Genomic DNA, 25,821 nt, shown 5'->3' on the forward strand with positions numbered 1-25,821 from the left:
AACTCGGTCACCCTCGGGGGTGAACTGCCCGGCGGGAGCCGGAGGCGGCGCGGAGGCACGGCGCAGGAGGCGGCGCGGAGGCCCGGGGCGGGAGCCGGAAGCGGCGCGGAGGCCCGGGGCCAAGGGGGGCCCGGTGCGCAGGCCCGCGCAGGAGGTCCCGTGGCGGGTCAGCTGCTCGGGAGTTCCAGGTCGCTCTTGTTGAGCTCCTCGATGTTCACGTCCTTGAACGTGAGGACGCGCACCTGCTTGACGAAGCGGGCGGGCCGGTACATGTCCCAGACCCACGCATCGGCCATGGAGACCTCGAAGAACACCTCGCCCTGCACGGAGTGGACCTGCATCTCGTAGTCGTTGGTGAGGTAGAAGCGGCGCTCGGTCTCGATCACGTATTTGAACAGCCCGACGACGTCGCGGTACTCCCGGTAGAGCTTCAGCTCCATCTCGGTCTCGTACTTCTCGAGGTCCTCGGCGCTCATGGCATGTTCCCCTTCAGCCTTGCGTCTCCCTATTGTGCTCCAGCCGCCCGCGCCGCTAGGCGGTTTCGGGCGCGAGAAGCACCGGGGCACTCGGAGGCCCCTCGTCGAGCAGCGTACGCAGCAGCTCGGCGAGCCTGGTCGGGTACACCGTCTCACGCGTCGCGGAAAGTTCCGCGGAGGTCCACCACCTCAGTCCGGCGACGCTCCGCCGCTCCAGTTCGGTCAGTCCGGCGGGCGCGGTGGCCGTCTGGGAGGTACGTGCCAGGTAGTACCACTCGTCCTGGTCCCAGCGGCGTCCGTCGAACGGGAAGGAGCAGTGCCGCCGCCAGAGCACCGGCCCCAGGCGGACCTCCGTGACGCCGGTCTCCTCGGCCAGCTCGCGCAGCGCGGCCTCCGCCCGGCTCTCCCCGCCCTCCACGCCCCCACCGGGGGTGAACCACCAGTCGGTTGCGGGGTCGGACGGCTCGAAGCCGTGGACGAGCAGGATGCGGTCCTGCGGGTCCAGCAGGACGACACGGGCGACCTTGCGCTGGACGCGGCCGCCGCCGCTGCCCGGCGGGGGCGGTGTCTCAGGCGGCACCGGCGGCCTCCCCTCTCCGGCGGCGCCCCGCGGCGATCCGCTCCGCCACGGGTCCGTAGGCCGCACCGCCCGCGATCAGCAGCGCGCCCGTGACAACGGCGGCGAGCATCCACCGGATCGGTCCGGTCTGGGAGACGCCGCCCGGCAGGGCCGCGAAGGCCTCCGGGCGCTCGACGCTCCCGCCGCCCAGCGGCCAGGCGATGGCGTCGACCCGGGCGTCCACCGCCGAGCGGGGTACCGAGCCGTTGCCCTCCTGCTCCAGGTGCGAGCGGGAGTCGAGCGAGGTGCGGCGGTCGTCGCCGAGCAGGAACAGGTTCCCCTCGGGGACACGGGCGGTGAAGTCCTGGGCCGCCGGGCCGGAGGCCCGCAGGTAGGGCTCGTCGATCTCCTGCCCGTTCACCGTCAGGCGGCCGCTCTCGCCGCAGCAGGCGATCTCGTCGCCGCCCACGCCGACCACCCGCTTGATCATCGGGAGGTCCCCCCACAGGCCGTCCCGGAAGATCACGACGTCACCGCGGCGGACGTCGCCGCCGTCGACCCGCTCCGCGAGGACCCGGTCGCCCACGTTCACCGTCGGGACCATGGAGTCCGTCGGGACGGTGTAGGGCCGGTAGACCAGGGCGCCCCAGACGAACCCGCCGAGGAAGAGCACACATCCCGCCGCCACCGCGAGCCCGGACAGGACGCCGCCCAGACGGCTGCCTCCGTCGCCTCGTGTCCCGCCCACCAGCACCACTCCCCGGGTCGGCTCCCGGCCCCGGGGCGGGCGCCCCGGGGACTCCTCCGCCCCCGGCGCACCCTACCCGGCGGTACGTGCGAGGTCAGCCCCCTTCCGGGCCTTCCCGCCGCCTCTGCCACGGGCGGCGGGAAGCCGTCCGTCAGCGGCCGGCGGGAAGGCTCCCGTCAGCGCGGCCGGCCACCCGGCGGCGGCGCCAGAGCACCAGGGGCACCGCGCCCGCGAGGCCCAGGGCGGACGGCGCCACCACCGCGGCGGCCGACGCGGCGGAGCCGATACCGGGCTGGTCGTAGGTGTCCGGAACCGGCAGGGTCGACAGCCGGTTCAGGGGCCAGGCCACGACGACCGCGCGGCCGACGACCTCGTCGACGGGCACGAAGCCGCGGTTGACGTCCTCCATGTGGTAGCGCGAGTCCTGCGAGTTCTGGCGGTTGTCGCCCATCACCCAGATGCGGTCCTCGGGCACCTTGAACGGCCCGAAGGGCTGGTCGTCGCAGGCCGAGCTGCCCGGGTAGAGGTAGGGCTCGTCCAGCGCCTTGCCGTTGACCCTGACCGGGCCGCCCTTCTTGCACTCCACGGTGTCCCCGGCGACCGCGATGGTGCGCTTGATGAGGTCCTTCTCCTCCGCCGAGGGCATCAGCCCGATGAAGCTCAGGAACTTCTGGACCACGTTCTGCTCGGGGACCGGCTCCCCGTCGAGCCAGCCGCCCGGGTCGTGGAACACGACGACCTCGCCGCGCTCGGGCTCGGAGCCGAACCACGGGGTCAGCTTGTCCACGAGGACGCGGTCCCCGCGCTGGAGCGTGTTCATCATCGAATCCGACGGGATGGAGAACGCCTGCACCAGGAAGGTCTTGATCAGAAGCGCCAGCACCAGCGCGATACCGATCAGGAGCGGCAGTTCCTTCCAGAAGGATCGCTGCTTCTTCTGATCCGTACCGTCGTCTTCCGGCATCTCGTCGCCGCCCGCCGCGGGCGCGCCCTCCGCGTCCCCGTGCGTGCCGGGATGCCGCTCGGGCTGCTCCTCGGGATCATCGTGCCCGGACCGTGCGCCGACCGCCACGTCCCCCACATCCACTCCTCACTCCGTGCGAACCGCCTGCCCCGTACAAGGAACAGGCCCACCACTCCCATAACGAGCGGGAGTTCCGCAGGGGTCGGGAGCAGGACCATTCCGTTCAGATCCCGGGAGGACAGGGTATGCGACGGGGCATCCGCGGCCACTGCCCCGGCGCGCCCGTCGGGCACGGCACGGAAGGTGTCCCGCTCCTCCAGCCCCCGCCAGTGCGGCAGCGGCCACACGATGTACACGGCGCGGCCCACGACCTGGTCCTCGGCGACCGTGCCCTGGCCCTCCTCCTCCAGGTGGAAGCGGGAGTCCGCCGAGTCCGAGCGGTGGTCCCCGAGGACGAAGATCCGCCCTTCGGGCACCCGCACCTCGAAGGGGATGTCCGACGGGGTGTTCCCGGGATGCAGATACGGCTCGTCCAGCGGGACGCCGTTGACGGCGAGCCGTCCGTCCGCCCCGCAGCAGGTCACGGTGTCGCCGCCCACGGCGACGACCCGCTTGATCAGGTCGCGCTCGTCGTCCGAGGGCAGCAGGCCGATGAAGGTGAGGAACTGCTTGACCTGCTTGACCCCGATCGGGTCCTCCTCCGCGGGCTTCTCCTCCTGCGGGAGCCAGCCCCCGGGGTCCTTGAAGACCACCACGTCGCCCCGCTCGGGACGGGACCCGAACCAGGGGGTCAGCTTGTCGACCAGCACCCGGTCGCTGATCCGGATGGTCTGCTCCATGGAACCGGAGGGGATGACGAACGCCTGGACGAGGAAGGTCTTGAGGCCCAGCGCTATCAGCAGGGCCACGGTGATCAGGACGGGCACCTCCTTGATCGCGGACCGTCGGCGCCGCCGCTTGACCCGCTGCGCCAGCCTGCGCCGCTCGGCGCGGCCGGGCAGCTGCCGCCTCCCGTCCGTGGGGCGCGTCCCGGTGGGCAGGCGGGTGTCCGCACCGTGGCCGGCGCGCCGCCCCCGGTTACCCATGGCCACCGCCGGTCCGGTCGGGTTCGGGCACGTGCCGGAAGGCGTCCGTTCCGCCCAGGGAGGTCCAGCGCCCGGCGGGCCAGCCGATCCACTCGGCCCTCCCGATCACCCGGTCGACGGGAACCATGCCGCCGCCCGGGGATCCGAGGTGGTCGCGGGAGTCGCGGGAGCTGCTGCGGTGGTCCCCCATGACCCACAGGCGCCCCTCGGGCACGACGATGTCGAAGTCGACCTCGGACGCGGTGTCGCCGGGGTACAGATAGCTCTCGTCGACCGCTGCACCGTTCACCTCGATCCTGCCCTGCGCGTCGCAGCAGACCACCCGGTCGCCGCCGGTGCCGACGACCCGCTTGACGAAGTCGGTGTCGGCCGGTTCGGCGAGCCCGAGTGTCGCCAGCCCCTCTCGTACTACAGAACTCACGGGGTTGTCCGTCGGTTCCGGAGGCGCGAAGGAACCCGCGCCGTCGAAGACCACGACGTCGCCGCGGGCGGGGCCGGAGTCCTCGCCGTAGGCCAGCTTGTTGACGAGGATGCGGTCGCCCTCGCGCAGTGCGGGCTCCATCGAGCCGCTGGGAATCAGGAAGGGCTGGAGCACGAACCGGCTGAACAGCAGGACGACGGCCGTGCAGGCGACCCCGGCGAGCGCGGCGGTGCGCAGCGACATCCGGGCGGAGCGGCCGGAGGGGGAACGACGCACGGAGCGCGACCCCTCCCCCGTCGGGCCCGTCTCCGGGCCGGGGGAGCGGTCGCGCTCCGTGTGCTGTGCTTCGGTGTCCATCGGGGACGAGCCTATCCGGCCGCCCTGTGGACCGAGCGCGTGTGTGAGCCGGGGCTCACGCGCGAACGGGAGCCGGGGCTCAGTTGTCGCGCTTCTCCTTGATCTTGGCGGCCTTGCCGCGCAGCTCGCGGAGGTAGTAGAGCTTGGCGCGGCGGACGTCACCGCGGGTGACGAGCTCGATCTTCTCGAAGATCGGGCTGTGCACCGGGAAGGTGCGCTCGACGCCGACGGAGAAGGAGACCTTGCGGACCGTGAAGGTCTCGCTCACGCCCGCGCCCTGGCGGCGGATGACGACGCCCTTGAACTGCTGGATACGGGAGCGGTTGCCCTCGATGACGCGGACGTGCACGTTGACGGTGTCGCCGGGGCGGAAGGCCGGGATGTCGGAGCGCAGCGAAGCCGCGTTGACGCTGTCGAGCAGGTGAGCCATGGTGGTCTGCTTCCTCGCCGATGCCACAGGTCATCGACGGAATGTCGTGAGGAGATCAGGGGTGCCGGTGGCCGGGCGGGCGTCGTTCCCCCTGTGGCAGGGGCGCCGGCCGGGCGCACAGCAGCGGCTTATTCTTCCACGGCCTCGGGCCTGCGCCAAAATCGGCCTCCCGGGTCCGGTGCCCAGCCCAGGATGGAGAGGATCTCGCGGTCCTTGCGGTCGAAGGCCGCGGCGTCGCAACGCTCGATCAGGTCGGGCCTGTTGGCGGCGGTGCGGCGCAGCGCCTCGTCCCGCCGCCACCGCGCGATCTTCCCGTGGTGGCCGCTGACCAGCACCTCGGGGATCCCGCGGCCGCGCCAGACGGGCGGCTTGGTGTAGACGGGGCCCTCCAGCAGGTTGGCCATGGCACCGGGGGCGAAGGAGTCGTCGCGGTGGGACTCGGCGTTGCCGAGCACGCCCGGGAGCAGCCGGGCCACCGCCTCCGTGACGACGAGCACCGCGGCCTCCCCGCCGGCCAGCACGTAGTCCCCGATGGACACCTCGTACACCGGCATCCGGGTGGCGTACTCCTCCACGACGCGCCGGTCGATGCCCTCGTAGCGCGCGGGCGTGAAGAGCAGCCAGGGGCGCTGCGAGAGTTCGACGGCGAGTTCCTGCGTGAAGGGCCTGCCGCTGGGGGCGGGGACGACGAGCGCGGGGGTGCGGGCGCCCTCCTCGTAGCCCTCGGCGAGGACCGTGTCCAGGGCGTCGCCCCAGGGCCCGGTCTTCATGACCATGCCGGGGCCGCCGCCGTAGGGCGTGTCGTCCACGGTGCTGTGCCGGTCGTAGGTCCAGCGGCGCAGGTCGTGCACCCGCACGTCGAGCTGCCCGCGGGCGCGGGCCTTGCCGACGAGCGAGACGTTCAGCGGGTCGAGGTACTCGGGGAAGATCGTGACGACGTCGAGCCTCACCGGGCGGCCCCGTCCGCGTCGCCGTCGCCCTGGGCCCCGTCCGCCGGGGCGCCCTCCCCGGCGGCGGCCTCGCGGGCCGAGGCGACGAGGGCGTCGCGCTCGTCGAGGAGGCCCGGCGGCGGGTCCACGACGGCCCGCTGCTCCTCCAGGTCGATCTCGGTGACGATCTCCTCCACGAAGGGGATCATCACCTCGCTGCCGTCCGGGCGCTCGACGATGAAGAGGTCCTGCGAGGGAAGGTGGCTGATCTCGGTGATACGCCCGACGGGTGTCCCGTCGGTGAGGACGACGTCGAGGTCCATCAGCTGGTGGTCGTAGTACTCGTCCGGGTCCTCGGGGAGCTCCTGCGGGTCCACCTCGGCGATGAGCAGCGTGTTGCGCAGCGCCTCGGCGGCGGTGCGGTCGCCGACGCCCTCGAAGCGCAGCAGCAGGCGCCCGCTGTGGACGCGGCCCGTCGCGATCGTCAACGGCCCGGCCGCCGGCGGGTCGGTGGCCAGGACGGCGCCGGGGCCGAGCCTGAGCTCCGGCTCGTCGGTACGCACCTCGACGGTGACCTCGCCCTTGATGCCATGGGCGCGGCCGATCCGCGCCACTACCAGCTGCACGCTTGCCCCTCTTCGTCTTCGCGGCGGTCTGCCCGGTTGCGGGTGGCCGCGGGCGGGGTCGGGAGCCCTGCCCCGGCCCCATGGAACGGCAAGGGCCGGGGCAGGGCGGAAGGCCCTCCCCCGGCCCGAGCCGGTGTTCAACTGCGGATCAGCGGACCTGGTCCACGTCGACGAGGTCGACGCGGACGCCCCGTCCGCCGATGGCGCCCACGACGGTGCGCAGGGCGCGGGCGGTGCGGCCGTTGCGGCCGATCACCTTACCGAGGTCGTCGGGGTGCACCCGGACCTCCAGCACGCGGCCGCGGCGCAGGTTGCGCGCGGCCACCTGGACGTCGTCCGGGTTGTCGACGATGCCCTTCACGAGGTGCTCGAGAGCCTCCTCGAGCATGCTCAGGCCTCGGTGGACTCGGCGGCCTCGGCCTCGTCCGCCTTCTTGTCGGCCTTCTTGGCCTTCGGCGTGATGGCCTCGCCCTTGGCGTCGTCACCCTCGAGGGTCTTGGCGAAGGCGTCGAAGGAGGCGCGCTTGTCCTCCTTGGCGGCCGGGGCCAGCAGCGGCTTCTCCGGGGCGGGCAGGCCCTTGGCCTTCTGCCAGTCGCCGGTGAGCTTCAGGATGGCGAGGACCGGCTCGGTCGGCTGGGCGCCGACGGACAGCCAGTACTGCGCACGCTCCGAGTCGACCTCGATGCGCGAGGGGTTGTACGTCGGGTGGTACAGCCCGATCTCCTCGATGGCCCGGCCGTCACGGCGGGTACGGGAGTCGGCGACGACGATGCGGTAGTGGGGCTGGCGAATCTTGCCGAGACGCTTCAGCTTGATCTTGACTGCCACGGGAGTGGTGTCTCCTGGTGTTGACGTGGTTGGGCACAACGGGATGCCACGTGGGGTTGCGGTACTCGGGTGCCCGATGGACGCGTCAGCCGGAGGCGAGAGGGTTCCTGTGCGGCTGTCGAGTACAGCTAGCCATTGTGCCACATGCACGGCACCGCCTCTCACCCTCCCCGGGGCATCGCGGACCGACCCGCGGCGGGCCGCCGCGGGTGCCGCGCGGGAGCCGGTTCGCGCCCCCGTACCGGCCCTGCCGCGGCAGGGCCGACGACCCGCCCGGCCCGGGCGCACGGCCCGGTCGCCGGCGGCCCCGGGGCCGCACGCCGGAGCGGCCCCGGCGGCGGGATGCCCGCGGCGCCGGTCAGCCGGTGGCGCCGAGCGCCTCGGGGATGCGGAAGGGTTTGCCGCACCCGCCGCACACGATCGGCGCCTGGGCGAGGACGGACGGGACGACCCGGACGTTGCGTCCGCAGTCGCACACGGCCTTCACCCGGACGCCGCCACCGGAGGAGCCGTGGCGTGCCGCGGGACCCCGGAACGTGCGCTTGGTGTCGGAGGCGGTGGCGGCCGTGTGCGCCTTCAGCGCGCGCTGGAGGCGCTCGATCGTCGCACGGTACCGGCGTTTCGCCTCGGGGTTGAGCGTGACCAGGGAGAAGCCGCTGCTCGGGTGCGGCTCGTCGGCGTGGTCGAGGCCCATCTCCTCGGCGATCGCGAGGAAGCGGCGGTTGTGGTAGCGGCCGGCGCGGGAGGTGTCGCGGACCCCTCTCGCGGCGGCGATGCCGTGGACTGCCTCGTGGAGCAGCCGTTCGAAGGAGAGTTCGGCGCCGCAGGCGGACGACGACTCCCCGATCAGGGACTCGGGCGCGGCAAGATCGGGCAGTTCGGGGTGGTGCCGCTGAATGTCGGCCCACGCCTGTGCCAGCTCTGCGGCGAGGACAGGTGGTGTCGTGCTCACGTCGTGACAACGAGCCGGGGGCCACTCGGGTTCCATTCCGGGGCATCCCAAATAATTTGCACGTACCCGTCAGTCGCACTCGATGCGGCCCGACCGGGGCGGGCGGCGCCGAACTGCACGGAAGCCTCACAGCTCGCGGCAAGGCGGTGCGTAAGCACCGGCGCGCGCGGCGGGGCGCGTACCGCCTCCCGGCGCACCGTGCGAGCCCGCTCGGTGCGGGGCGCCGGGGCGGGAGCCGCACGCCGATGCGACCCCACCGGGCGCACGGCGCCCGTCCACCGGCCGGCGGGCCGAGGCCGAGGGCGGGCCGGGGAGCGACGTGCCGGGGGCCGGACCGGAGGGGGCCCGCCCCGGCGTCCGCCGGCTCCCGCCGCGCGCGCTCCCCGAGGTGCCCGCAGCGGCGGGCCGGGTCAGACTGGGCGAGGAGCGGAAGGGCGGTGCTCCTCAGGCGCGCCCCCGTCCGTTCCGGCGTGCCGCCCCGTGCCGCGCCCGGTCACCGCCCGGGGCGCGGCGGTCGGGGCGGAGCGCCGCGGCGCGGGCCGGCCGGGCGCCGCGACGGGACCGGAGTTTCTGCGCAGCGGCGTCACCGCGGCCTCACCGGCGTCAGAGGCCCGGTCGCGGCGGTGCGGGACCCCGGGGAATCCGGCCATCCGCCCGGGGCGCACACCCCGGGCGCACAAGCAGTGCCGTACGACCTCTGGACGCCGGGGCGCACGCGCAGTTCCCTGGCGTGGGGGGACCGGGCGCGGACGCACACGGGGGCGGCCCTCGGAACACACGCGACTCTCTCGGCGGATTGGGGCGTATTGATGGCATCCACGCTCGTCCGGCACCGGCCCCGCACGGCGTCGGCGTCCTCATCACAGGCTGCTGCGGCGGCACCGGCGTGCGAACGGGCCCGGGACTGGGCCGAGATCCAGGAGCGGATGCTGGTGCCGCTGTACGAGGCGGTGTACGACCGGCTCGACGTCGGCGCGGGCACACGGCTGCTGGGGCTCGGCTGCGGTTCCGGTCTGGCCCTGCTGATCGCCGCCGCGCGGGGCGCCCTCGTCACCGGCGCCGACACCGACGGGGCGCGGCTGGCGCTGGCGCGCGAACGGCTGGCAGCCGGGGACCGGGGGCCCGGCGGCGCCCGGCTGGTCGCGGGCGGCCCGCAGGAGGCCCGCGAGGGATGGCAGGCGCCGTACACCCTGGTCACGGCCTTCCAGCCGATGGGCGGTGCACCCGAGGACGCCGACGCGCTGGCCGCGGCGGTGCACGGCGCCGTGCCGCTGTGCGAGCGCGGCGCCGCGGTGGTGCTCACCGGGTGGGGACCGCCGGAGCGGTGCGCCACCTCCGGGGTGCTGCGCGCCGCGGGGGCCGCGGTGCGGCCGCGGGGAGCGGCGCTCCCGGGGCCCGGACCCGCGCGGGACTCCCTGGAGGACGTCGCGGCCCGGGCGGGGCTGCGGCCGGACGGATCGGGCCGCGTGGCCTGCCCCTTCGGCTACGCGGACACCGACAGCGCGGTGCGCGGCCTGCTGTCGACGGGGGCGTGCGACGCGGCGCTGCGCGCGAGCGACCGGGACCGGGTGGCGAAGGAGCTCGCGGAGGCGCTGCACCCCTACCGGCGGCCCGACGGCACGGTCTGGATGCCGAACGTGTTCCGGTACCTGATCGCCAGGACGCCCTGAGGGGACCTCCGTGGCCGGGGGCCGCGGTCCGGGGGTGTGCCCTGCCCGGACCGCCGCGCCCCGGCGGGGGCCTCTCAGCCCATGAACTTCTTGAACTCGTCCGGCAGCTCGAAGTCCTTGCCGGGCTCACCGGCGGGAAGCCCGAAGGCGCCGCCCTGCTGCGCCTCCTCGCGGCGGGCGGCGGCAGCCGCCTCCTCCGCCTTGCGCTTCATCGGGTTGCCGCTCTTGCGCTTGCCCTTGGCCTGCTTCTGCTGCTTCTTCTGCCGCCCCGGTCCGCCGCCCATGCCGGGCATGCCGGGCATCCCCGGCATGCCGCCGCCCTGGGCCATCCGCGACATCATCTTGCGGGCCTCGAAGAACCGCTCCACCAGGTTCTTCACGGCGCTGACCTCGACACCGGAACCGCGGGCGATACGGGCGCGGCGCGAGCCGTTGATGACCGTCGGGTCCTGGCGCTCGCCCGGGGTCATCGACTTGATGATCGCGGCGGTGCGGTCCACGTCGCGCTCGTCGATGTTGTTGATCTGGTCCTTCATCTGCGCCATGCCGGGCAGCATGCCGAGGAGCTTGCTGATGGAGCCCATCTTGCGGACCTGCTCCATCTGGGCCAGGAAGTCGTCGAGCGTGAACTCCTTGCCCTTGCTGCTCGCCAGCTTGGAGGCCATCTTGGCGGCCTCTTCCTGGCTGAAGGTCTGCTCGGCCTTCTCGATCAGCGAGAGCATGTCGCCCATGCCGAGGATGCGGGACGCCATGCGGTCCGGGTGGAACGCGTCGAACTCGTCCAGCTTCTCGCCGTTGGAGGCGAACATGATCTGCTTGCCGGTGACGTGCGCGATCGACAGCGCGGCGCCGCCGCGGGCGTCTCCGTCGAGCTTGGAGAGCACCACGCCGTCGAAACCGACGCCGTCGCGGAAGGCCTCCGCGGTGTTCACCGCGTCCTGGCCGATCATCGCGTCGACGACGAAGAGGACCTCGTCGGGGCCGACCGCGTCGCGGATGTCCGCGGCCTGCTCCATCAGTTCCCGGTCGATGCCGAGGCGGCCGGCCGTGTCGACGACGACCACGTCGTACTGCTTGGTCCGCGCGTACTCGACGGAGTCCTTGGCCACCTGCACCGGGTCGCCGACGCCGTTGCCCGGCTGGGGGGCGTAGACCCCGACGCCCGCCCGCTCGGCGACCACCGAGAGCTGGTTGACGGCGTTGGGGCGCTGCAGGTCGCAGGCCACCAGCAGGGGCGAGTGCCCCTGCGCCTTGAGCCAGAGGCCCAGCTTGCCCGCGAGCGTCGTCTTGCCCGCGCCCTGGAGGCCCGCGAGCATGATCACGGTCGGCGCGGTCTTCGCGAACCGCAGCCGCCTGGTCTCGCCGCCGAGGATGCCGACGAGCTCCTCGTTGACGATCTTGACGACCTGCTGGGCGGGGTTCAGCGCCTTGGAGACCTCCGCGCCCTGGGCCCGGGTCTTGACCTGCTTGATGAACTCCCGGACCACCGGGAGCGCCACGTCCGCCTCCAGCAGCGCGATACGGATCTCCCGTGCCGTGGCGTCGATGTCGGCCTCGCTGAGGCGGCCCTTGCCCCGGAGGTTCTTGAAGGTCGCTGCAAGGCGGTCGGAGAGGGTGTCGAACACGGCGGTCGCGGGTCCTCGGGTGTAGGCGGCGGGCGGACAATCGCCCCCCAGGGTATCCGGACACCGCGGATGGGGAGCAGCCCCGCGGGTGCGGTCGGCTTCGGGCGCCCGGGAGCGGGGCCGGCGCCCCCGCGGGGCCGTCGCCGCGCCCGGCCGCTCCCGGGCGTCCCGGGCACGCGCCGCCGACGCTAGCGCAGCGCGCTCCCCAGTGCGTCGGCCAGGTCCCCGGCCCGGCCGGGCTCCAGCGGGGCGCCGTCGGTGCCGGTGACGTAGAAGGCGTCCACGGCGTTGGCGCCGAGGGTCGAGACATGGGCGCTGCGCACCCGTACACCCGCGCCCTCCAGCGCACGCCCGATGCGGTGGAGCAGCCCCGGGGCGTCCTGGGCGCGGACCTCGATGACGGTGGCGCGGCGCGACCCGGCCGGGGCCACCCTCACCCGCGGCGGCGGGGCGGTGATCCCGCGCCGCCGCGGGTAGGCGGCCTCCCGTTCGGCGAGCCGCGCGCGGATGTCCAGGCTGCCGTCGAGGACGCGGACGAGGTCTGTCCTGAGCCGGGCGGCCTGGGGCAGGGAGCCGTACTCGGCGGCCACGCGCCAGTCGAGCACCAGGGCAGCGCCCTCGCCGCCGGTGACGCCGGGCAGGCGGACGGAGCGGAGTTCGGCGGCGCGCACGGTCAGCCGGTGGAGGGCGAGCACGCCCGCCACGGCGGGGAGCACCCCGGGCTGGTCGGGCAGGGCGATGAGCAGTTCCACGCCGACCGGCTCGGGCTCGGCACCGTCCTGCACCTCCGCGGGCTGGGTGCGCAGGGCCAGCACGGGCTCGCCGGTGCGCAGCGCCTCGACGGCCAGCCGCTCCTGCTCGGCGCTGGGCTCGACCTCCTCGGGTTCCCCGGCCGAGGCCCCGGCGAGCGCGGCGGCGGCGCGCCGGGCCAGGTCGGCGACGAGGGAGCCGCGCCAGGAGGACCAGGCGGCGGGTCCGGTGGCCAGGGCGTCCGCCTCGGTGAGGGCGTGCAGCAGTTCCAGGGTGCCCACGGAGCCGACGGCCTTGGCGACGGCCTCCACGGTGGCCGGGTCGTCCAGGTCCCGGCGGGTCGCGGTCTCCACCAGCAGCAGGTGGTGGCGGACGAGTACGGCGAGGACCTCGGCGTCCTCGCGGTCGAAGCCGATCCGCGCGGCGATGTCCCGGGCGATCGTCTCCCCGACCTGGGAGTGGTCCCCGGGCCAGCCCTTGCCGATATCGTGGAGCAGCGCGGCGACCAGGAGCAGGTCGGGGCGGCCGACGTGGCGGGTGAGCGCGGCGGCCCTGACGGCCGTCTCCACCAGGTGGCGGTCCACGGTCCAGGTGTGCACCGCGTTGCGCTGGGGGCGGCAGCGCACCCGCTCCCAGTCGGGCACGAAGCGGGTGATCAGGTCCTCGGCCTCCAGCGCCTCCCACACCGGCACGGTGCTCTCGCCCGCGCCGAGCAGGGTGACCAGTTCCTCGCGGGCCTCGGCGGGCCAGGGAGTGGGCAGGCGGGCGGCGGAGGCGGCGAGGCGGCGGACGGCGTGCCGGGACAGCGGGAGCCCGGACTGGGCGGCCGCGGCGGCGGCGCGCAGCGGCAGCACCGCGTCGCGGTCGGGGCGCGCGGCCAGGGCGAGCACGACCTCGCCGTCCTGTTCGACGACGCCTTCGGCGAGCGGGGTGCGCTCGGGGCGCCGGGCGCGGGCGCCGGAGAGCATGGCGCGCAGCCGGGGGCGGGCCGCTCGGGAGCGCAGGACCCGGTGGACCTCGCGCCAGGTGACGTCCTGGGCGTAGGAGACGGTGCGGGCGGCCTCGTAGACGGTGCGCAGCAGCGCGTCGGCGTCGAGGAGGCCGAGCTCCTCGGCGACCTGGTCCTGGTCCTGGAGGCTGAGCCGGTCGGTGGCGCGTCCGGTCGTCCGGTGCAGGGCGTCGCGGACGTCGAGGAGGACGCCGCGCGCCTCGGCGAGCCCCTCGCGGGGGGCGTCGGCCACCCAGGAGGAGGCGACGGCGCGGAGGGCGGTGAGGTCCCTCAGCCCGCCGCGGGCCTCCTTGAGGTCGCCTTCGAGGAGGTACTGGAGTTCGCCCTGCCGCTCGGCGCGCTCGCGGCACAGGGCGTCCAGTTCGGGCAGGCGGCGGGGGGCCTGGTTGCGCCAGTCGGCGAGGACGGCGGTGCGCAGGGCCGAGACCGGGGCCGGGTCTCCGGCGACCGGCCGGGCGTCGAGCAGGCCCAGCTGGACCTTGAGGTCCTCGGCGGCGGCCGCGCGGGCCTCGGCGGGGGTGCGCACGGAGTGGTCGAGGGCGAGCCCGAGGTCCCACACCGGGTACCAGATCCGGTCGGCGAGTGCGGCGACGGCGGCGGCGTCCGCCCTGCCGTCGTGGAGGAGCAGCAGGTCGAGGTCGCTGCGGGGGGAGAGTTCGGCGCGCCCGTAGCCTCCGACGGCGACGAGGGCCGCGCCGCGGACCCCGCTCTCGGCCGCGGCGGCGGCGAAGAGGGCGGCGAGCCAGTCGTCGGTGAGGGCGGCGAGCGCGGAGCGGCGCGCGGGCCCGGAGGGCGCCGTGCCGTTGAGGAGGCGCAGGCGGGCCGCCGCGTATCCGCCGGGTGCGTCCTCGGCGGCGTCGGCCGGGTGGGGGCTCGTCACTGCTGCGCTCCTTCGTCTCGTGTCGTGCGGGCGGCTCGGGCGCCCCGCGGCCCGTCCGGGGCGGGTCCCCGGACGGGGCCGGGGCGGCGCGGTCACCGGTGTGACCGCGCCGCCCCGTGCGGGCCGTCCTACAGGGCGTCCGGGCCGCGCTCGCCGGTGCGGACGCGGACCGCGGTGTCGACCGGGACGCTCCAGACCTTGCCGTCACCGATCTTCCCGGTCCGGGCCGCCTTGACGATCACCTCGACGAGCTGCTCGGCGTCCTCGTCCTCGACCAGGACCTCGATGCGGATCTTGGGCACGAGGTCGACGGTGTACTCGGCGCCGCGGTAGACCTCGGTGTGGCCGCGCTGGCGGCCGTAGCCGCTGGCCTCCGTGACGGTCAGGCCGTGGACCCCGAAGGCCTGGAGGGCTTCCTTGATCTCGTCGAGCCGGTGGGGCTTGACGACTGCGGTGATGAGCTTCATGCGTCCACCTTCTTCGATTCTGCCGCGGCGACGGCGGTCTCCGCGGGAGCGGGCACGGCCTTGCGCGAGGAGGCGCCGCCGCCCGCACCGCTGAAGTCGTAGGCCGTCTCGGCGTGCTCGACCTGGTCGATGCCGGAGATCTCGTCGTCCTCGTCGACCCGCATCCCCATCGTCTTGTGGATCACGAGGGCGAGGAGGCCGGAGACGACCAGGGAGTAGGCCAGGACCGCGACCACGCCGACGGCCTGCTTGGTGAGCTGGTCGACGCCGCCGCCGTAGAAGAGGCCCTTGGCGTCGGACTGCACGCCGCCGGTGGCGAAGAAGCCGACGAGCAGGGAGCCGATGACGCCGCCGACGAGGTGGACGCCGACGACGTCGAGGGAGTCGTCGTAGCCGAACCTGTACTTCAGGCCGACGGCCATGGCGCAGACCAGGCCCGCGATCGCGCCGACGGCGATGGCGCCGAGCGGGGAGACCGAGCCGCCGGCGGGGGTGATGGCGACCAGGCCGGCGACGGCGCCGGAGGCTGCGCCGAGGGTCGTGAAGGCCCCGTGGCGGATCTTCTCGTAGATCAGCCAGGCGAGGACGGCGGCGCCGGTGGCGACCTGGGTGTTCACGAACATCACGGCGCCGACGCCATCGTCGTTGCCGAGCCAGGAGCCGGCGTTGAAGCCGAACCAGCCGAACCACAGCAGGGCCGCGCCGAGCATGACCAGGGGCAGGCTGTGGGGGCGCATCGGGTCCTTCTTGAAGCCGATGCGCTTGCCGATGACGAGGATGACGCCCAGGGCGGCCGCACCGGCGTTGATGTGCACCGCGGTGCCGCCGGCGAAGTCGATGACGCCCATCTCGAAGAGCCAGCCGCCGGAGCCCCAGACCCAGTGGGCGACGGGGAAGTAGACGACGGTGACCCACAGGGCGATGAACAGGGCCCAGGCGGTGAACTTGACCCGGTCGGCGAGGGCGCCGCTGATCAGCGCGGGGGTGATGATCGCGAACATCAGCTGGAAGACGGCGAAGACGAACACCGGGATGGTGGTCGGGTCCCACAGCTCGTTGACGCCGATGCCGCTCAGCCCGACGTAGTCGGCGCTCCAGCCGACGACGGAGCCGATGTCGGTGCCGAAGGCCATGCTGAAGCCGTAGAGCACCCACAGGATGGTGACGATCCCGAGGCTGATGAAGCTCATCATCAGCATGTTCAGGGTGGACTTGACGCGGACCATGCCTCCGTAGAAGAAGGCGAGACCCGGTGTCATGAGCATCACCAGGGCGGAACAGATGAGCATGAACCCTGTGTTGGCGGCAGACAGCTCGGGGGCGTCTGCGGCAAGGGTCGAGATGCCTGGGGGCATCGGCGTCTCCTCGTCGTCGTGCGGCCGCGTGCGGGGCGGAGCCTCGGCGGACTGCGGGCGGTGCCTTGCGGGGGCGGGCCGGCTGCCCCCTTTGCGCCATGAGGTTGGCGCAGCGCGGTTTCCGCAAGGGCCACCCGATGTTTCACCGCAGTGACGAAGAGGTCCGGCGTGTTACGCCGCCATGAACAGGCTGATCGTCCGGGGGCGGCGGACGTACCATCTGCCCACGTCACGGTCCGGCCGCGGCACCCGCCCGGATGACTTGGCACGGGGGGAGCCGAGTCGGATGGTTCGGGGCGGATACCGCGGCCGGGGTGTGCTGCCCCGCGGTCCCGGCCGCCGGTGGGCCGGTGCGGGGCTGTCGGGGGGGTGTCAGACGGCCTCCGCCGTCTCGGGGAGCTGGGCGGTCAGCCGCTCGGTGAACCGGACGACGTCGGCCACGTCCGCGTAGTCCCGGGCCGCGGTGTCCACGGTCTTGCGCAGCCGGGTGTTCACCCGCTCGGAGCGGACCTTCCGGGCGACGCCGAGGGCCCGGTCGGCCAGCGAGGTGGCCTGCTCCGGCTCGCGCTTGAGCAGGTGCACGGTGGCCATGCCGACGAGGTTGAGTGCGTACGACCGCTGGTGCTCGGCGTCGCGGCTGAAAAGCTCCACCGCGCGCTCCATGATCGGCTCCGAGAGCGAGGCGTAGGTGGGGCTGCGTCCGGCGACATAGGCGAGGTCGCGGTAGGAGTGGGCGTTCTCGCCGTTGAGCTCGGCCTCGGAGAAGAAGCGGATCCAGTCCGGCTCGGGCTCGCCGTCGAGCCCGGCGTCCGCGAAGGTGTCCTCGGCCATGCGGACGGCCCGCTTGCACTTGCTGGGCTGGCCCATGTTGGCGTACGCCCGGGCCTCCATCGCATACAGCATGGCCTGGGTGCGGGAGGTGGCACAGTCGCGGCTGCCGTACTGGGCGAGGTGGATGAGCTCCAGGGCGTCGTCGGGCCTGCCGAGGTGGATCATCTGGCGGCTCATCGAGGACAGGACGTAGGAGCCGAGCGGCTTGTCCCCCGCCTCCTTGGCCGCGTGCAGGGCGAGCACGAAGTACTTCTGCGCGGTGGGCTGGAGCCCGACGTCGTAGCTCATCCACCCGGCGAGCTCGGCCAGTTCGGCGGCGCAGCGGAACAGGCGGCGCTCGGTGGCGGCGGGCTGCGGCTCCTGGAGCAGGTCGGTGACCTCGTGGAGCTGGCCGACGACGGCCTTGCGGCGCAGCCCTCCCCCGCACTGGGCGTCCCACTGGCGGAACATGGCGGTGGTGGACTCCAGCAGGTCCAGCTCGGGGCCGGAGAGCCGGGGGCGCCGCACGGAGGCACCCTCCGGGGCGCGGGGCTGGTCCCCGCCGGGAGTGGGTACCAGCCAGCGCTGCATCGGCTCGACCAGCGCGGGGCCGGCGGCGAGCGTGAGGGAGGTGCCGAGGAAGCCGCGGCGGGCGAGCATCAGGTCGCTGCGGGAGAACTCACTGAGCAGGGCGACCGTCTGGGGACCGGCCCACGGCAGGTCGACGCCGGAGACGGACGGCGCCTGGTGCGCGGTGCGCAGGCCGAGGTCCTCGATCGCGACGACGCTGCCGAAGCGCTCCGAGAACAGCTCGGAGAGGATGCGGGGGATCGGCTCGCGGGGCTGCTCGCCGTCGAGCCAGCGCCGGACCCGGGAGGTGTCCGTGCTGATGTGGTGCGCGCCCATCTGACGCGCCCTGCGGTTCACCTGGCGCGCCAGCTCGCCCTTCGACCAGCCGCTGCGCAGGAACCACGAGTTCAGCTTCTCGTTGGGGCGCTTGCCGGTGCCGCTCGTACCGTCTGCCCCGCTGCCGCTCACAGGAATGCCCCCATCCGTCCGACTTCGCCACCCGAACCCCTACCAGAATGCCGCGTGTTGCGGCACCCGGTCCCCCGCTTGCACCGTGCGGAACAGCCCGTCGGGTTGCCTGCGGCATACCCGGAACCGAACTGCAATTGCAGGCTCGCATACCGAAAGTAATCCTACGATCACGTGCGCAGCGAGTGGGATTGCAGAAACGCCACCATTCGCCACCCCTCCGAGTGAACCCATCCCGGGCCAGGCGCGATTGACTTGACACAGCACGATCCAGGGTTGTTGCACGGTTGCAGCCGCGGGCGCGTGTCGCCCGGCGCACTCCCCCGGACACCATCACGCGCCACCCGTACGAGTCGATCGGACACGCAGCGTAACCGCGGGGCTCCAGGTCGTAACCACCGGCGCGCTCGACCCGTTGGAGGGGGCATGGGCTTCACGATCGGCGGCACCCGGGGGATCGGACTGATCCGGCCCGGCGCCAGACGCCGCGGGCGCACGACGGAGGCCACCGCGGTGGCCGAGTACACGGGACTGTGGGGCTGGGCCGTGGTCCCCGGGGCACGGGCGGTGGCCGGGCGCTGCTCCTGCGGCTCCCCCCACTGCGAGCGGCCGGGCGCGCATCCGCTGGACTTCGCCCGGGAGGTGCCCCCCGGGGCGACCCTGGCCGAGGCGGGCGGGGCGTGGGCGCAGGTGCCCGGCGCCGCGCTGATGCTGCCGGTGGGCCGCGCCTTCGACGTCCTGGAGGTGGCGGCGGCGGCCGGCCGGCGGGCCCTGGTGCGGATGGAGCGGATGGGGCTGCCCCTCGGCCCCGTGGCCCTGACCCCGGAGGGGCGCTGCCAGTTCCTCGTGGCGCCGGGCGCCGCGGTCTCGCTGCCCGGACTGCTGTACCGGATGGGCTGGGACGACGCCGACCTGGACCTGCACTGCCTGGGGCCGGGCGACCACATCACCGCGCCGCCCTCGGACCGGGGCGGCCGCGGTCCGGTCAGCTGGCTGCGCGCCCCGGAGCCCGACACCGCGACCTCCCCTCCGGAGGCCCGGCTGCTCCTCGGGACGCTGGCCTACATCTGCCACCGCTCCCGGGCCTGCTGACACGGCCCCTCGTCTCCCCCGGAATGCCCGAGGGCCCCGCGACCGATGGTCGCGGGGCCCTCGGGCATTCCGGGGGTACGGGGCTCAGTCGCCGATCAGCGCGTCGACGAACGCCTCGGGCTCGAAGGGCGCGAGGTCGTCCGCGCCCTCGCCGAGGCCCACCAGCTTCACGGGCACGCCCAGCTCGCGCTGGACCGCGACCACGATGCCGCCCTTGGCGGTCCCGTCGAGCTTGGTGAGCACGATGCCGGTGATGTCCACGACCTCGGCGAAGACCCGGGCCTGGACGAGCCCGTTCTGGCCGGTCGTGGCGTCGAGGACCAGCAGCACCTCGTCCAGCGGACCGTGCTTCTCCACGACGCGCTTGACCTTGCCCAGCTCGTCCATGAGACCGGTCTTGGTGTGCAGGCGTCCGGCGGTGTCGACGAGGACGACGTCGGCGCCCTCGGCGATGCCCTCCTTGACCGCGTCGAAGGCGATCGAGGCCGGGTCGCCGCCCTCCGGGCCGCGCACGGTACGGGCACCGACGCGCTCGCCCCAGGTCTGCAGCTGGTCGGCGGCCGCGGCGCGGAAGGTGTCCGCGGCGCCGAGGACCACCGAGCGTCCGTCGGCCACGAGGACCCGGGCCAGCTTGCCGGTGGTCGTGGTCTTGCCGGTCCCGTTGACACCGACGACCATGACGACGCCCGGGGTGTCGGTGCCCGACTCGGTGCGCACGGCGCGGTCGGCCTCGGTGCCGATCAGCGCGAGCAGCTCCTCGCGGAGCAGGGTGCGCAGCTCCTGGGGGGTGCGGGTCCCGAGCACCTTCACCCGCTCGCGCAGCCGCTCCACCAGCTCCTGCGTGGGCGCGACGCCCACGTCGGCGGTGAGCAGCGTGTCCTCGATCTCCTCCCAGGTGTCCTCGTCGAGGTGCTCGCGCGACAGGAGCGTGAGCAGGCCCTTGCCGAGGGAGTTCTGGGAGCGGGCGAGACGGGCGCGCAGCCGGACCAGCCGTCCGGCGGTCGGCTCCGGGATCTCGATCTCCGGGGCGACCGGTTCGGCCACCACCGGGTCCTCGACGGCGACCGGGGTGCCGGTGGCCTCCTCGGCCGTGGGGAGGCCGACGTCGTCGAGAGGGCGGCGGGGTTCGTCCCGCGGTGTCTCCGCCTCGTCACCGACACGGGGTTCGGCGGGCGGAGCGGTGATGGTCGGCGTGCTCGGCGGTGCCGATGGCGGCAGCTGCTGCTTCTTCCTGCGGCTGCTGACCACGAGCCCGCTGATGGCGCCGATCGCGACCAGGGCGATGACTACAGCGAGAATGACGATTTCCATGGTCCGTCCAGTATGCGCGACACCCGGGAAGGGGCCGGTCGCCGCGGTGCGGGGCGTCGCGGGCCGGCCGCGGCGCGGGAGGGCAGCGGCGGCGGGACCGGCGGGACGGTGGCCCTCCCGGCCGCGCGGCGGGACGGGGCAGCGGACCGCCCCGGCTCACGCGCGGAGCCGGGGCGGTGCAGAGGAGCGGGGCAGCGGGGTTTAGCCCATCTCCTCCAACGCCCTGCCCTTGGTCTCCTTCACGAACCTGAGCACGAAGGGGACGGAGAGCACGGCGAAGACCGTGTAGATCACGTAGGTGCCCGAGAGGTTCCACTCGGCGAGGCTCGGGAAGGTCGCGGTGATCACCCAGTTGGCGATCCACTGGGCGGAGGCGGCCACGCCCAGCGCGGCGGCCCGGATGCGGTTGGGGAACATCTCGCCGAGGAGGACCCAGACCACGACGCCCCACGAGAGGGCGAAGAAGAGCACGAAGCCGTGCGCGGCGACGAGGGCCACCACGCCCTGCGTCCCGGGCAGCCTGCCGTCGACCAGTTCGGCGGAGAAGGCCCAGGCCTCCAGGGCCAGCGCGACCGCCATGCCGCAGGAGCCGACGAGGGCCAGCGGCCGGCGGCCGACCCGGTCGACCAGGACCATGGCGATCACCGTGCCCACGATGTTGATGATCGACGTGGTGAAGGAGAAGAAGAAGGAGCCGCTCGGGTCGATGCCGACCGACTGCCAGAGGGTGGCCGAGTAGTAGAAGGCCACGTTGATGCCGACGAGCTGCTGGAAGACCGACAGCCCGATGCCGATCCAGACGACCGGGAGGAAGAGGAAGCCGCCGCCGAGCAGGTCCCGGAAGGTGGACCGGTCCTCGCGGTGCATCGCGAGGCGGATCTCCTCCACCCGGGCGTCCAGGTCGGTGCCGCGCCCCTCGGCCTCCCCCAGGACCGCCTTGGCCGCCTCGGTCCTGCCGACGGAGACGAGGAAGCGCGGCGACTCGGGGATGGCGAACGAGAGCAGGCCGTAGAGGACGGCGGGGACGACCATGACGCCGAGCATCCACTGCCAGGCCTCCAGGCCGGCGATCTCGCCGCGCTGCCTGCCGTCCGCCATCCGCAGGATGGCGTAGTTGACCAGCTGGGAGACGGCGATGCCGATGACGATCGCCGCCTGCTGGAAGGAGGCGAGGCGGCCGCGGTAGGCCGGCGGCGAGACCTCGGCGATGTAGGCGGGGCCGATGACGGAGGCCATGCCGATGGCGAAGCCGCCGACGACGCGCCACATCGCCAGGTCCCAGAGGGCGAAGGGCAGCGCGGAGCCGACGGCGCTGACGCAGAAGAGCACGGCGGCGATCCGCATGCAGCGGATGCGGCCGATGCGGTCGGCGATCCGGCCGGCGGTGGCCGCGCCGACCGCGCAGCCGATGAGGGCGACGGCGATGACCTGCGCCAGCGTGCCCGAGCCGATCCCGTAGCGGTCCCGAACGGCCTCGACGGCACCGTTGATGACGGAGCTGTCGTAGCCGAAGAGGAAACCGCCCATGGCGGCGGACGCCGCGATGAAGACGACATGCCCGAGATGGTCGGGGCGCGCCCGACGGGCGTCCGGTCCCGCAGGGGGCTGCGCAGTGCTGGTCACGTGTACTCCTGGGGTCACCGGCAGCGTCGCCGGATGACGGACAAGCCCTTCGTGCGAGGCAGAGCGTCCGTCCACCCACCACATGAAGATAAAAACAACGCTGGAGAGACTATGTGTTCAAGTTTCGAAGTCAAGTGTGGGGTCGGATCTTCACCAGACCATCATGACGGCACGAGATGTTCAATTATTGAAGATCTGAAGAGGGAGCTGCCGCTACCCGCCCGATCACCGCAGCCGCTGGCTGATCACCTTGGAGACGCCGTCTCCCTGCATCGAGACGCCGTAGAGCGCGTCCGCGACCTCCATGGTGCGCTTCTGGTGGGTGATGACGATCAGCTGCGAGCTCTCCTGGAGCTCCTGCATGATCCGGATGAGCCGCTGGAGGTTGGTGTCGTCCAGGGCCGCCTCCACCTCGTCCATCACGTAGAAGGGACTCGGCCGGGCCTTGAAGATCGACACCAGCATGGCGACCGCCGTCAGCGACCGCTCGCCGCCGGAGAGCAGCGACAGGCGCTTGACCTTCTTGCCCGGCGGCCTCGCCTCGACGTCGACACCGGTCGTCAGCATGTCGGCCGGGTCGGTGAGCACCAGCCTGCCCTCACCGCCCGGGAACAAGCGGGCGAAGACGCCCTCGAACTCGCGGGCGGTGTCCCGGTACGCCTCGGTGAACACCTGCTCGACCCGCTCGTCGACCTCCTTCACCACCTGGAGCAGATGGGCGCGGGTCCTGCGCAGGTCCTCCAGCTGCTCGGACAGGAACTGGTGGCGCTCCTCCAGCGCCGCGAACTCCTCAAGGGCGAGCGGGTTGACCTTTCCGAGCTGCTGGTACGCCCGCTCGGCCGCCCTGAGGCGCTTCTCCTGCTCGGCCCGGACGAAGGGACGCGGCCGGTTGCGCGGGTCCTGCGGGTCCTCGGGGAGTTCCTCGCCAGCCGCGGGGGGCGACGGCGGCACGGGCTGGTCGGGGCCGTACTCGGCGACCAGCGCGGACGGCTCCACCCCGAGTTCCTCCAGCGCCCGGGACTCCAGCTGCTCGATCCGCAGCCGTTTCTCCGCGCCGAGCACCTCGCCCCGGTGGACGGAGTCCGTGAGCTTGTCGAGTTCGCTCTTGAGGTCGCGCCCCGCGCTCCGCGCCGCGCCCAGTTCCCCCTCCCGTCCGGCACGGGCGGCCTCGGCCGCGGCCCGTTCCTGCTCGGCGCGGGCGAGCGAGACCTCGATGTGCGCCAGGAGCTGCCGGGCCCCGTCGGCGACCGCAGAGGCGACCTGCGCCTCGTGCCGCAGCCGGTCCCGCAGGCGCGCGGCCCGCGCCCGCGCCTCGCGCTCCGCGCGGGCACCCCGGTCGAGTGCGTCGGCCCGGCCCGCGAGCCCCTTGACCCTCTCCTCGTGGGTGCGGACCTGGAGCCGGGCCTCCATCTCGGTCTGCCGCGCGTTGGCGCCGTCGGCGGCGAGCCGGTCGCGCAGCTGGGTGTCGGGTTCGTCCTCGGCGGGGGCCTCCTCGGCCACCAGCAGCCGCTCGGCCAGTTCCTCGGCCTCCTCCCGCGCCTGCTCCAGCGCCTCCAGCGCCCGCGCCGTCGCCTCCTCGGCCCGCTCCGCCTCCCCCGCCGCGGCCCGCGCCTGCCCGGCGAGCCTGCCCAGCCGGCCGGAGACGGCGGACTTCTCCCGGTCGGAGTTCCTGCGCCGCTCCCCGTACTCCTCCACCCGGGCGGCGCAGTCCGCGCGCCGCCCTGCCGCCCCGCGCTGGGCCCCGGCGAGCTGCTCGCACTCCGCGTCGAGCCGCTCCAGCTCGGCACCGGCCTCGTCCACCGACGCCTGGACCTCCAGCAGGCTCGGCGCCCCGGCGGACCCCCCGTGCGCGAGGTGGGCGCCCAGCACATCGCCCTCCGCCGTGACCGCGACCAGCCCCGGCCGCGCCCGCACCAGGTCCTCGGCCTCCGCGAGGCTCCCCACGACCACCGTGTCGCGCAGCAGCCTGCGGACGGCGGGCATCAGCCGCTCCGGCCCCTGCACCAGGTCGGCCGCGCGGGGGTGGCCGGCCGCCTGGTGTCCGCCGTCGGCCTGCCCCGCCTCCGGCCCGCACCCGGCGAGGAGCAGCACGGCCCGCCCGCCGTCCTGCTTGCGCAGCAGGCGCAGCGCCTCCACGGCGGCGGCGGGGCTCTCGACCGCCACCGCGTCGGCGGCCGCGCCGAGGGCCGCGGCGATCGGGACCTCGTGGCCGGGCGCGACCGTGAGCAGCGAGGCGACCGGACCCAGCAGGCCGTCCAGACGGTCCCCGGCACCGAGCAGCATCCCGGTGCCGTCCTTGCGGCGCAGCCCGAGCGCCAGGGCCTCCCGCCGGGCGGCGACCGCGGCACGGGAGCGCTCGGCGGTGGTCAGCGCCTCGCGGGCGGCGCCCAGCTCGGCCTCGGCGGCGGCGAGCTCACGGCGCGCGGTGTCATGGAGTCCGGCGAGGTCGGCGTCCTCGGCGTCCAGCCCCTCGACTTCTGCCCTGAGCTGCTCGTACTCCTCCCGGGCCGCGACGGCGCGCTCCCGGGCCCCGTCCCGTGCGGCGGCCAGGCGGTCGATCTCCGCCTGTGCGGCGGCGGCCCGCGAACGGGCGGCGCCGACGCGGCCGCTGAGCCGGGCGAGCCCTTCGCGGCGGTCGGCGATGGCGCGGGCGGCGTCCTTGAGACGCCGCTCCTCCGCGGCGAGCTGCGCCTCCAGTTCGGCGCGGTGGGCGACCGTGTCCTCCCGCGCCCGCTCGGCCGCCTCCAGCGCCGCTTCCAGTTCCGCCTCCTGCTCGCGGATGCGGGCGGCCTCCCGCTCCATGCTCTCCGGGTCCCGGCCCTGGCGCTCCTCCGCCGGACGGGAGGCGGCGCTCCTGACGCGGGCCTCGGCGAGCGAGATCGTGCCGCGGACCCGCTCGGCCAGCTGGGAGAGCTCGTACCAGGTCTGCTGGGCGCGCTGGAGACGCGGCACCAGGCGGCGGACCTCGTCCTCCAGGGCGGCCTCCCGCGCCTGGGCCTGCCTGAGTTCGGCCTCGGCGCCCTCCTTGCGGCGCTTGAGCTCCGCCTCGTCGGCGATCTCGGCGCCGAGTGCCTCGCGCAGGGCCACCAGGTCGTCGGCGAGCAGCCGCAGCCGGGTGTCGCGCAGGTCGGCCTGGATGACGGCGGCCCGCCGGGCGACCTGCGCCTGGCGGCCGAGCGGCTTGAGCTGGCGGCGCAGTTCACCGGTGAGGTCCTGAACGCGCGCGAGGTTGGCCTGCATCGCGTCCAGCTTCCGCAGCGCCTTCTCCTTGCGCTTGCGGTGCTTGAGGACGCCCGCCGCCTCCTCGATGAACGCGCGGCGCCCCATCGGATCGGCGTGGAGGACGGAGTCGAGCTGCCCCTGCCCGACGATCACGTGCATCTCACGGCCGATGCCGGAGTCGGAGAGCAGTTCCTGGATGTCGAGGAGCCGGCAGGTGTCCCCGTTGATCTGGTACTCGCTGCCGCCGTTGCGGAACATGATCCGCGTGATGGTGACCTCGGCGTACTCGATGGGCAGGGCGCCGTCGGAGTTGTCGATGGTGAGGGAGACCTCGGCCCGGCCCAGCGGGGGGCGGCCCGTGGTCCCGGCGAAGATGACGTCCTCCATCTTGCCGCCGCGCAGCGACTTGGCGCCCTGCTCCCCCATGACCCAGGAGAGGGCGTCGACGACGTTGGACTTGCCCGACCCGTTGGGCCCGACGACGCAGGTGATGCCCGGCTCGAAGCGCAGCGTCGTGGCGGACGCGAAGGACTTGAAACCGCGCAGGGTCAGGGCCTTGAGGTGCACGCCGCCGGACTCTACCTCCCACTCGCG

21 protein-coding genes and 1 pseudogene are annotated in these 25,821 nt (G+C 73.9%); 2 read left to right on the forward strand and 20 right to left on the reverse strand.

The genetic code is table 11. The annotated features are described in order from the left end of the window. Positions 1-167: 167 nt before the first annotated feature. From NPS70_RS05020 to NPS70_RS05075, 12 genes and pseudogenes are all read right to left on the reverse strand, one after another. Complete coding sequence (locus tag NPS70_RS05020) at positions 168-476, reverse strand: DUF2469 domain-containing protein (RefSeq protein WP_055510545.1); 309 nt, start codon at positions 474-476, stop codon at positions 168-170. Positions 477-531: 55 nt separating this feature from the next. After that, the gene (locus tag NPS70_RS05025; protein ID WP_256522788.1) at positions 532-1,056 is read right to left on the reverse strand and encodes an NUDIX hydrolase; all 525 of its coding nucleotides are present in this window, start codon (positions 1,054-1,056) and stop codon (positions 532-534) included. After that, on the reverse strand, positions 1,046-1,786 hold the full coding sequence (gene lepB / locus NPS70_RS05030; protein WP_256523058.1) for a signal peptidase I: 741 nt from the start codon (positions 1,784-1,786) through the stop codon (positions 1,046-1,048). Before lepB (NPS70_RS05030) ends, NPS70_RS05025 begins: the two co-directional genes overlap by 11 nt. Before the next feature lie 148 nt (positions 1,787-1,934). Beyond that, positions 1,935-2,747 (reverse strand): signal peptidase I, encoded by an 813-nt coding sequence (gene lepB, locus NPS70_RS05035; RefSeq protein WP_305885504.1) that lies wholly within the window; start codon positions 2,745-2,747, stop codon positions 1,935-1,937. 10 nt (positions 2,748-2,757) lie between these two features. Next, a pseudogene (gene lepB / locus NPS70_RS05040) lies at positions 2,758-3,832 on the reverse strand (signal peptidase I); the annotation flags it as partial. Continuing rightward, positions 3,825-4,610: a signal peptidase I gene (gene lepB, locus NPS70_RS05045; protein WP_256522789.1), complete on the reverse strand. Its 786-nt coding sequence runs from the start codon at positions 4,608-4,610 to the stop codon at positions 3,825-3,827. The pseudogene lepB (NPS70_RS05040) and the gene lepB (NPS70_RS05045), both read right to left, overlap by 8 nt. Before the next feature lie 79 nt (positions 4,611-4,689). After that, the gene (rplS, locus tag NPS70_RS05050; RefSeq protein ID WP_256522790.1) at positions 4,690-5,040 is read right to left on the reverse strand and encodes a 50S ribosomal protein L19; all 351 of its coding nucleotides are present in this window, start codon (positions 5,038-5,040) and stop codon (positions 4,690-4,692) included. Positions 5,041-5,168: 128 nt separating this feature from the next. Beyond that, complete coding sequence (trmD, locus tag NPS70_RS05055; RefSeq protein ID WP_256522791.1) at positions 5,169-5,990, reverse strand: tRNA (guanosine(37)-N1)-methyltransferase TrmD; 822 nt, start codon at positions 5,988-5,990, stop codon at positions 5,169-5,171. Continuing rightward, on the reverse strand, positions 5,987-6,595 hold the full coding sequence (rimM, locus tag NPS70_RS05060; protein ID WP_256522792.1) for a ribosome maturation factor RimM: 609 nt from the start codon (positions 6,593-6,595) through the stop codon (positions 5,987-5,989). Before rimM ends, trmD begins: the two co-directional genes overlap by 4 nt. 148 nt (positions 6,596-6,743) lie before the next feature. Further along, the gene (locus NPS70_RS05065) at positions 6,744-6,983 is read right to left on the reverse strand and encodes an RNA-binding protein (protein ID WP_071267134.1); all 240 of its coding nucleotides are present in this window, start codon (positions 6,981-6,983) and stop codon (positions 6,744-6,746) included. Between the two features lie 2 nt (positions 6,984-6,985). Next, on the reverse strand, positions 6,986-7,423 hold the full coding sequence (gene rpsP, locus NPS70_RS05070; protein ID WP_256522793.1) for a 30S ribosomal protein S16: 438 nt from the start codon (positions 7,421-7,423) through the stop codon (positions 6,986-6,988). A gap of 358 nt (positions 7,424-7,781) precedes the next feature. After that, positions 7,782-8,375 carry a hypothetical protein gene (locus NPS70_RS05075; protein ID WP_256522794.1) on the reverse strand — a complete coding sequence of 198 codons (594 nt, stop codon included), beginning with the start codon at positions 8,373-8,375 and terminating at the stop codon, positions 7,782-7,784. 809 nt (positions 8,376-9,184) lie between these two features. Between NPS70_RS05075 and NPS70_RS05080 the strand changes: the two genes are divergently transcribed. Next, positions 9,185-10,045 carry an SAM-dependent methyltransferase gene (locus tag NPS70_RS05080; protein ID WP_256522795.1) on the forward strand — a complete coding sequence of 287 codons (861 nt, stop codon included), beginning with the start codon at positions 9,185-9,187 and terminating at the stop codon, positions 10,043-10,045. Between the two features lie 74 nt (positions 10,046-10,119). Here the strand turns inward: NPS70_RS05080 and ffh are convergent, their stop codons facing one another. From ffh to NPS70_RS05105, 5 genes are all read right to left on the reverse strand, one after another. Then, positions 10,120-11,670 (reverse strand): signal recognition particle protein, encoded by a 1,551-nt coding sequence (ffh, locus tag NPS70_RS05085; protein ID WP_256522796.1) that lies wholly within the window; start codon positions 11,668-11,670, stop codon positions 10,120-10,122. Between the two features lie 188 nt (positions 11,671-11,858). After that, positions 11,859-14,309: a [protein-PII] uridylyltransferase gene (locus NPS70_RS05090; protein WP_256522797.1), complete on the reverse strand. Its 2,451-nt coding sequence runs from the start codon at positions 14,307-14,309 to the stop codon at positions 11,859-11,861. A gap of 128 nt (positions 14,310-14,437) precedes the next feature. Next, positions 14,438-14,776: a P-II family nitrogen regulator gene (locus NPS70_RS05095; protein ID WP_256522798.1), complete on the reverse strand. Its 339-nt coding sequence runs from the start codon at positions 14,774-14,776 to the stop codon at positions 14,438-14,440. Continuing rightward, entirely contained in the window at positions 14,773-16,131 is a 1,359-nt protein-coding gene (locus NPS70_RS05100) for an ammonium transporter (protein WP_256522799.1), read from the reverse strand. Before NPS70_RS05100 ends, NPS70_RS05095 begins: the two co-directional genes overlap by 4 nt. A 372-nt stretch (positions 16,132-16,503) precedes the next feature. Next, positions 16,504-17,979, reverse strand: a complete 1,476-nt coding sequence (locus NPS70_RS05105) for a hypothetical protein (RefSeq protein WP_256522800.1) — start codon at positions 17,977-17,979, stop codon at positions 16,504-16,506. Positions 17,980-18,405: 426 nt separating this feature from the next. On the opposite strand from NPS70_RS05105, the gene NPS70_RS05110 reads away from it, so the two are divergent. Further along, a complete protein-coding gene (locus NPS70_RS05110) occupies positions 18,406-19,071 on the forward strand; it encodes a bifunctional DNA primase/polymerase (RefSeq protein ID WP_256522801.1) in 666 nt (221 codons plus the stop codon). Positions 19,072-19,155: 84 nt separating this feature from the next. Here the strand turns inward: NPS70_RS05110 and ftsY are convergent, their stop codons facing one another. From ftsY to smc, 3 genes are all read right to left on the reverse strand, one after another. After that, positions 19,156-20,382, reverse strand: a complete 1,227-nt coding sequence (gene ftsY, locus NPS70_RS05115) for a signal recognition particle-docking protein FtsY (RefSeq protein ID WP_256522802.1) — start codon at positions 20,380-20,382, stop codon at positions 19,156-19,158. Positions 20,383-20,583: 201 nt separating this feature from the next. Then, positions 20,584-22,005 carry a sugar porter family MFS transporter gene (locus NPS70_RS05120; protein ID WP_256522803.1) on the reverse strand — a complete coding sequence of 474 codons (1,422 nt, stop codon included), beginning with the start codon at positions 22,003-22,005 and terminating at the stop codon, positions 20,584-20,586. A 225-nt stretch (positions 22,006-22,230) separates the two neighbouring features. Further along, positions 22,231-25,794, reverse strand: coding sequence for a chromosome segregation protein SMC (smc, locus tag NPS70_RS05125; protein ID WP_256522804.1), 3,564 nt, complete (start codon positions 25,792-25,794; stop codon positions 22,231-22,233). Positions 25,795-25,821 lie beyond the last annotated feature (27 nt).

The organism is Streptomyces sp. C10-9-1 (genome assembly GCF_024497955.1).
GTDB lineage: Bacteria > Actinomycetota > Actinomycetes > Streptomycetales > Streptomycetaceae > Streptomyces > Streptomyces sanyensis.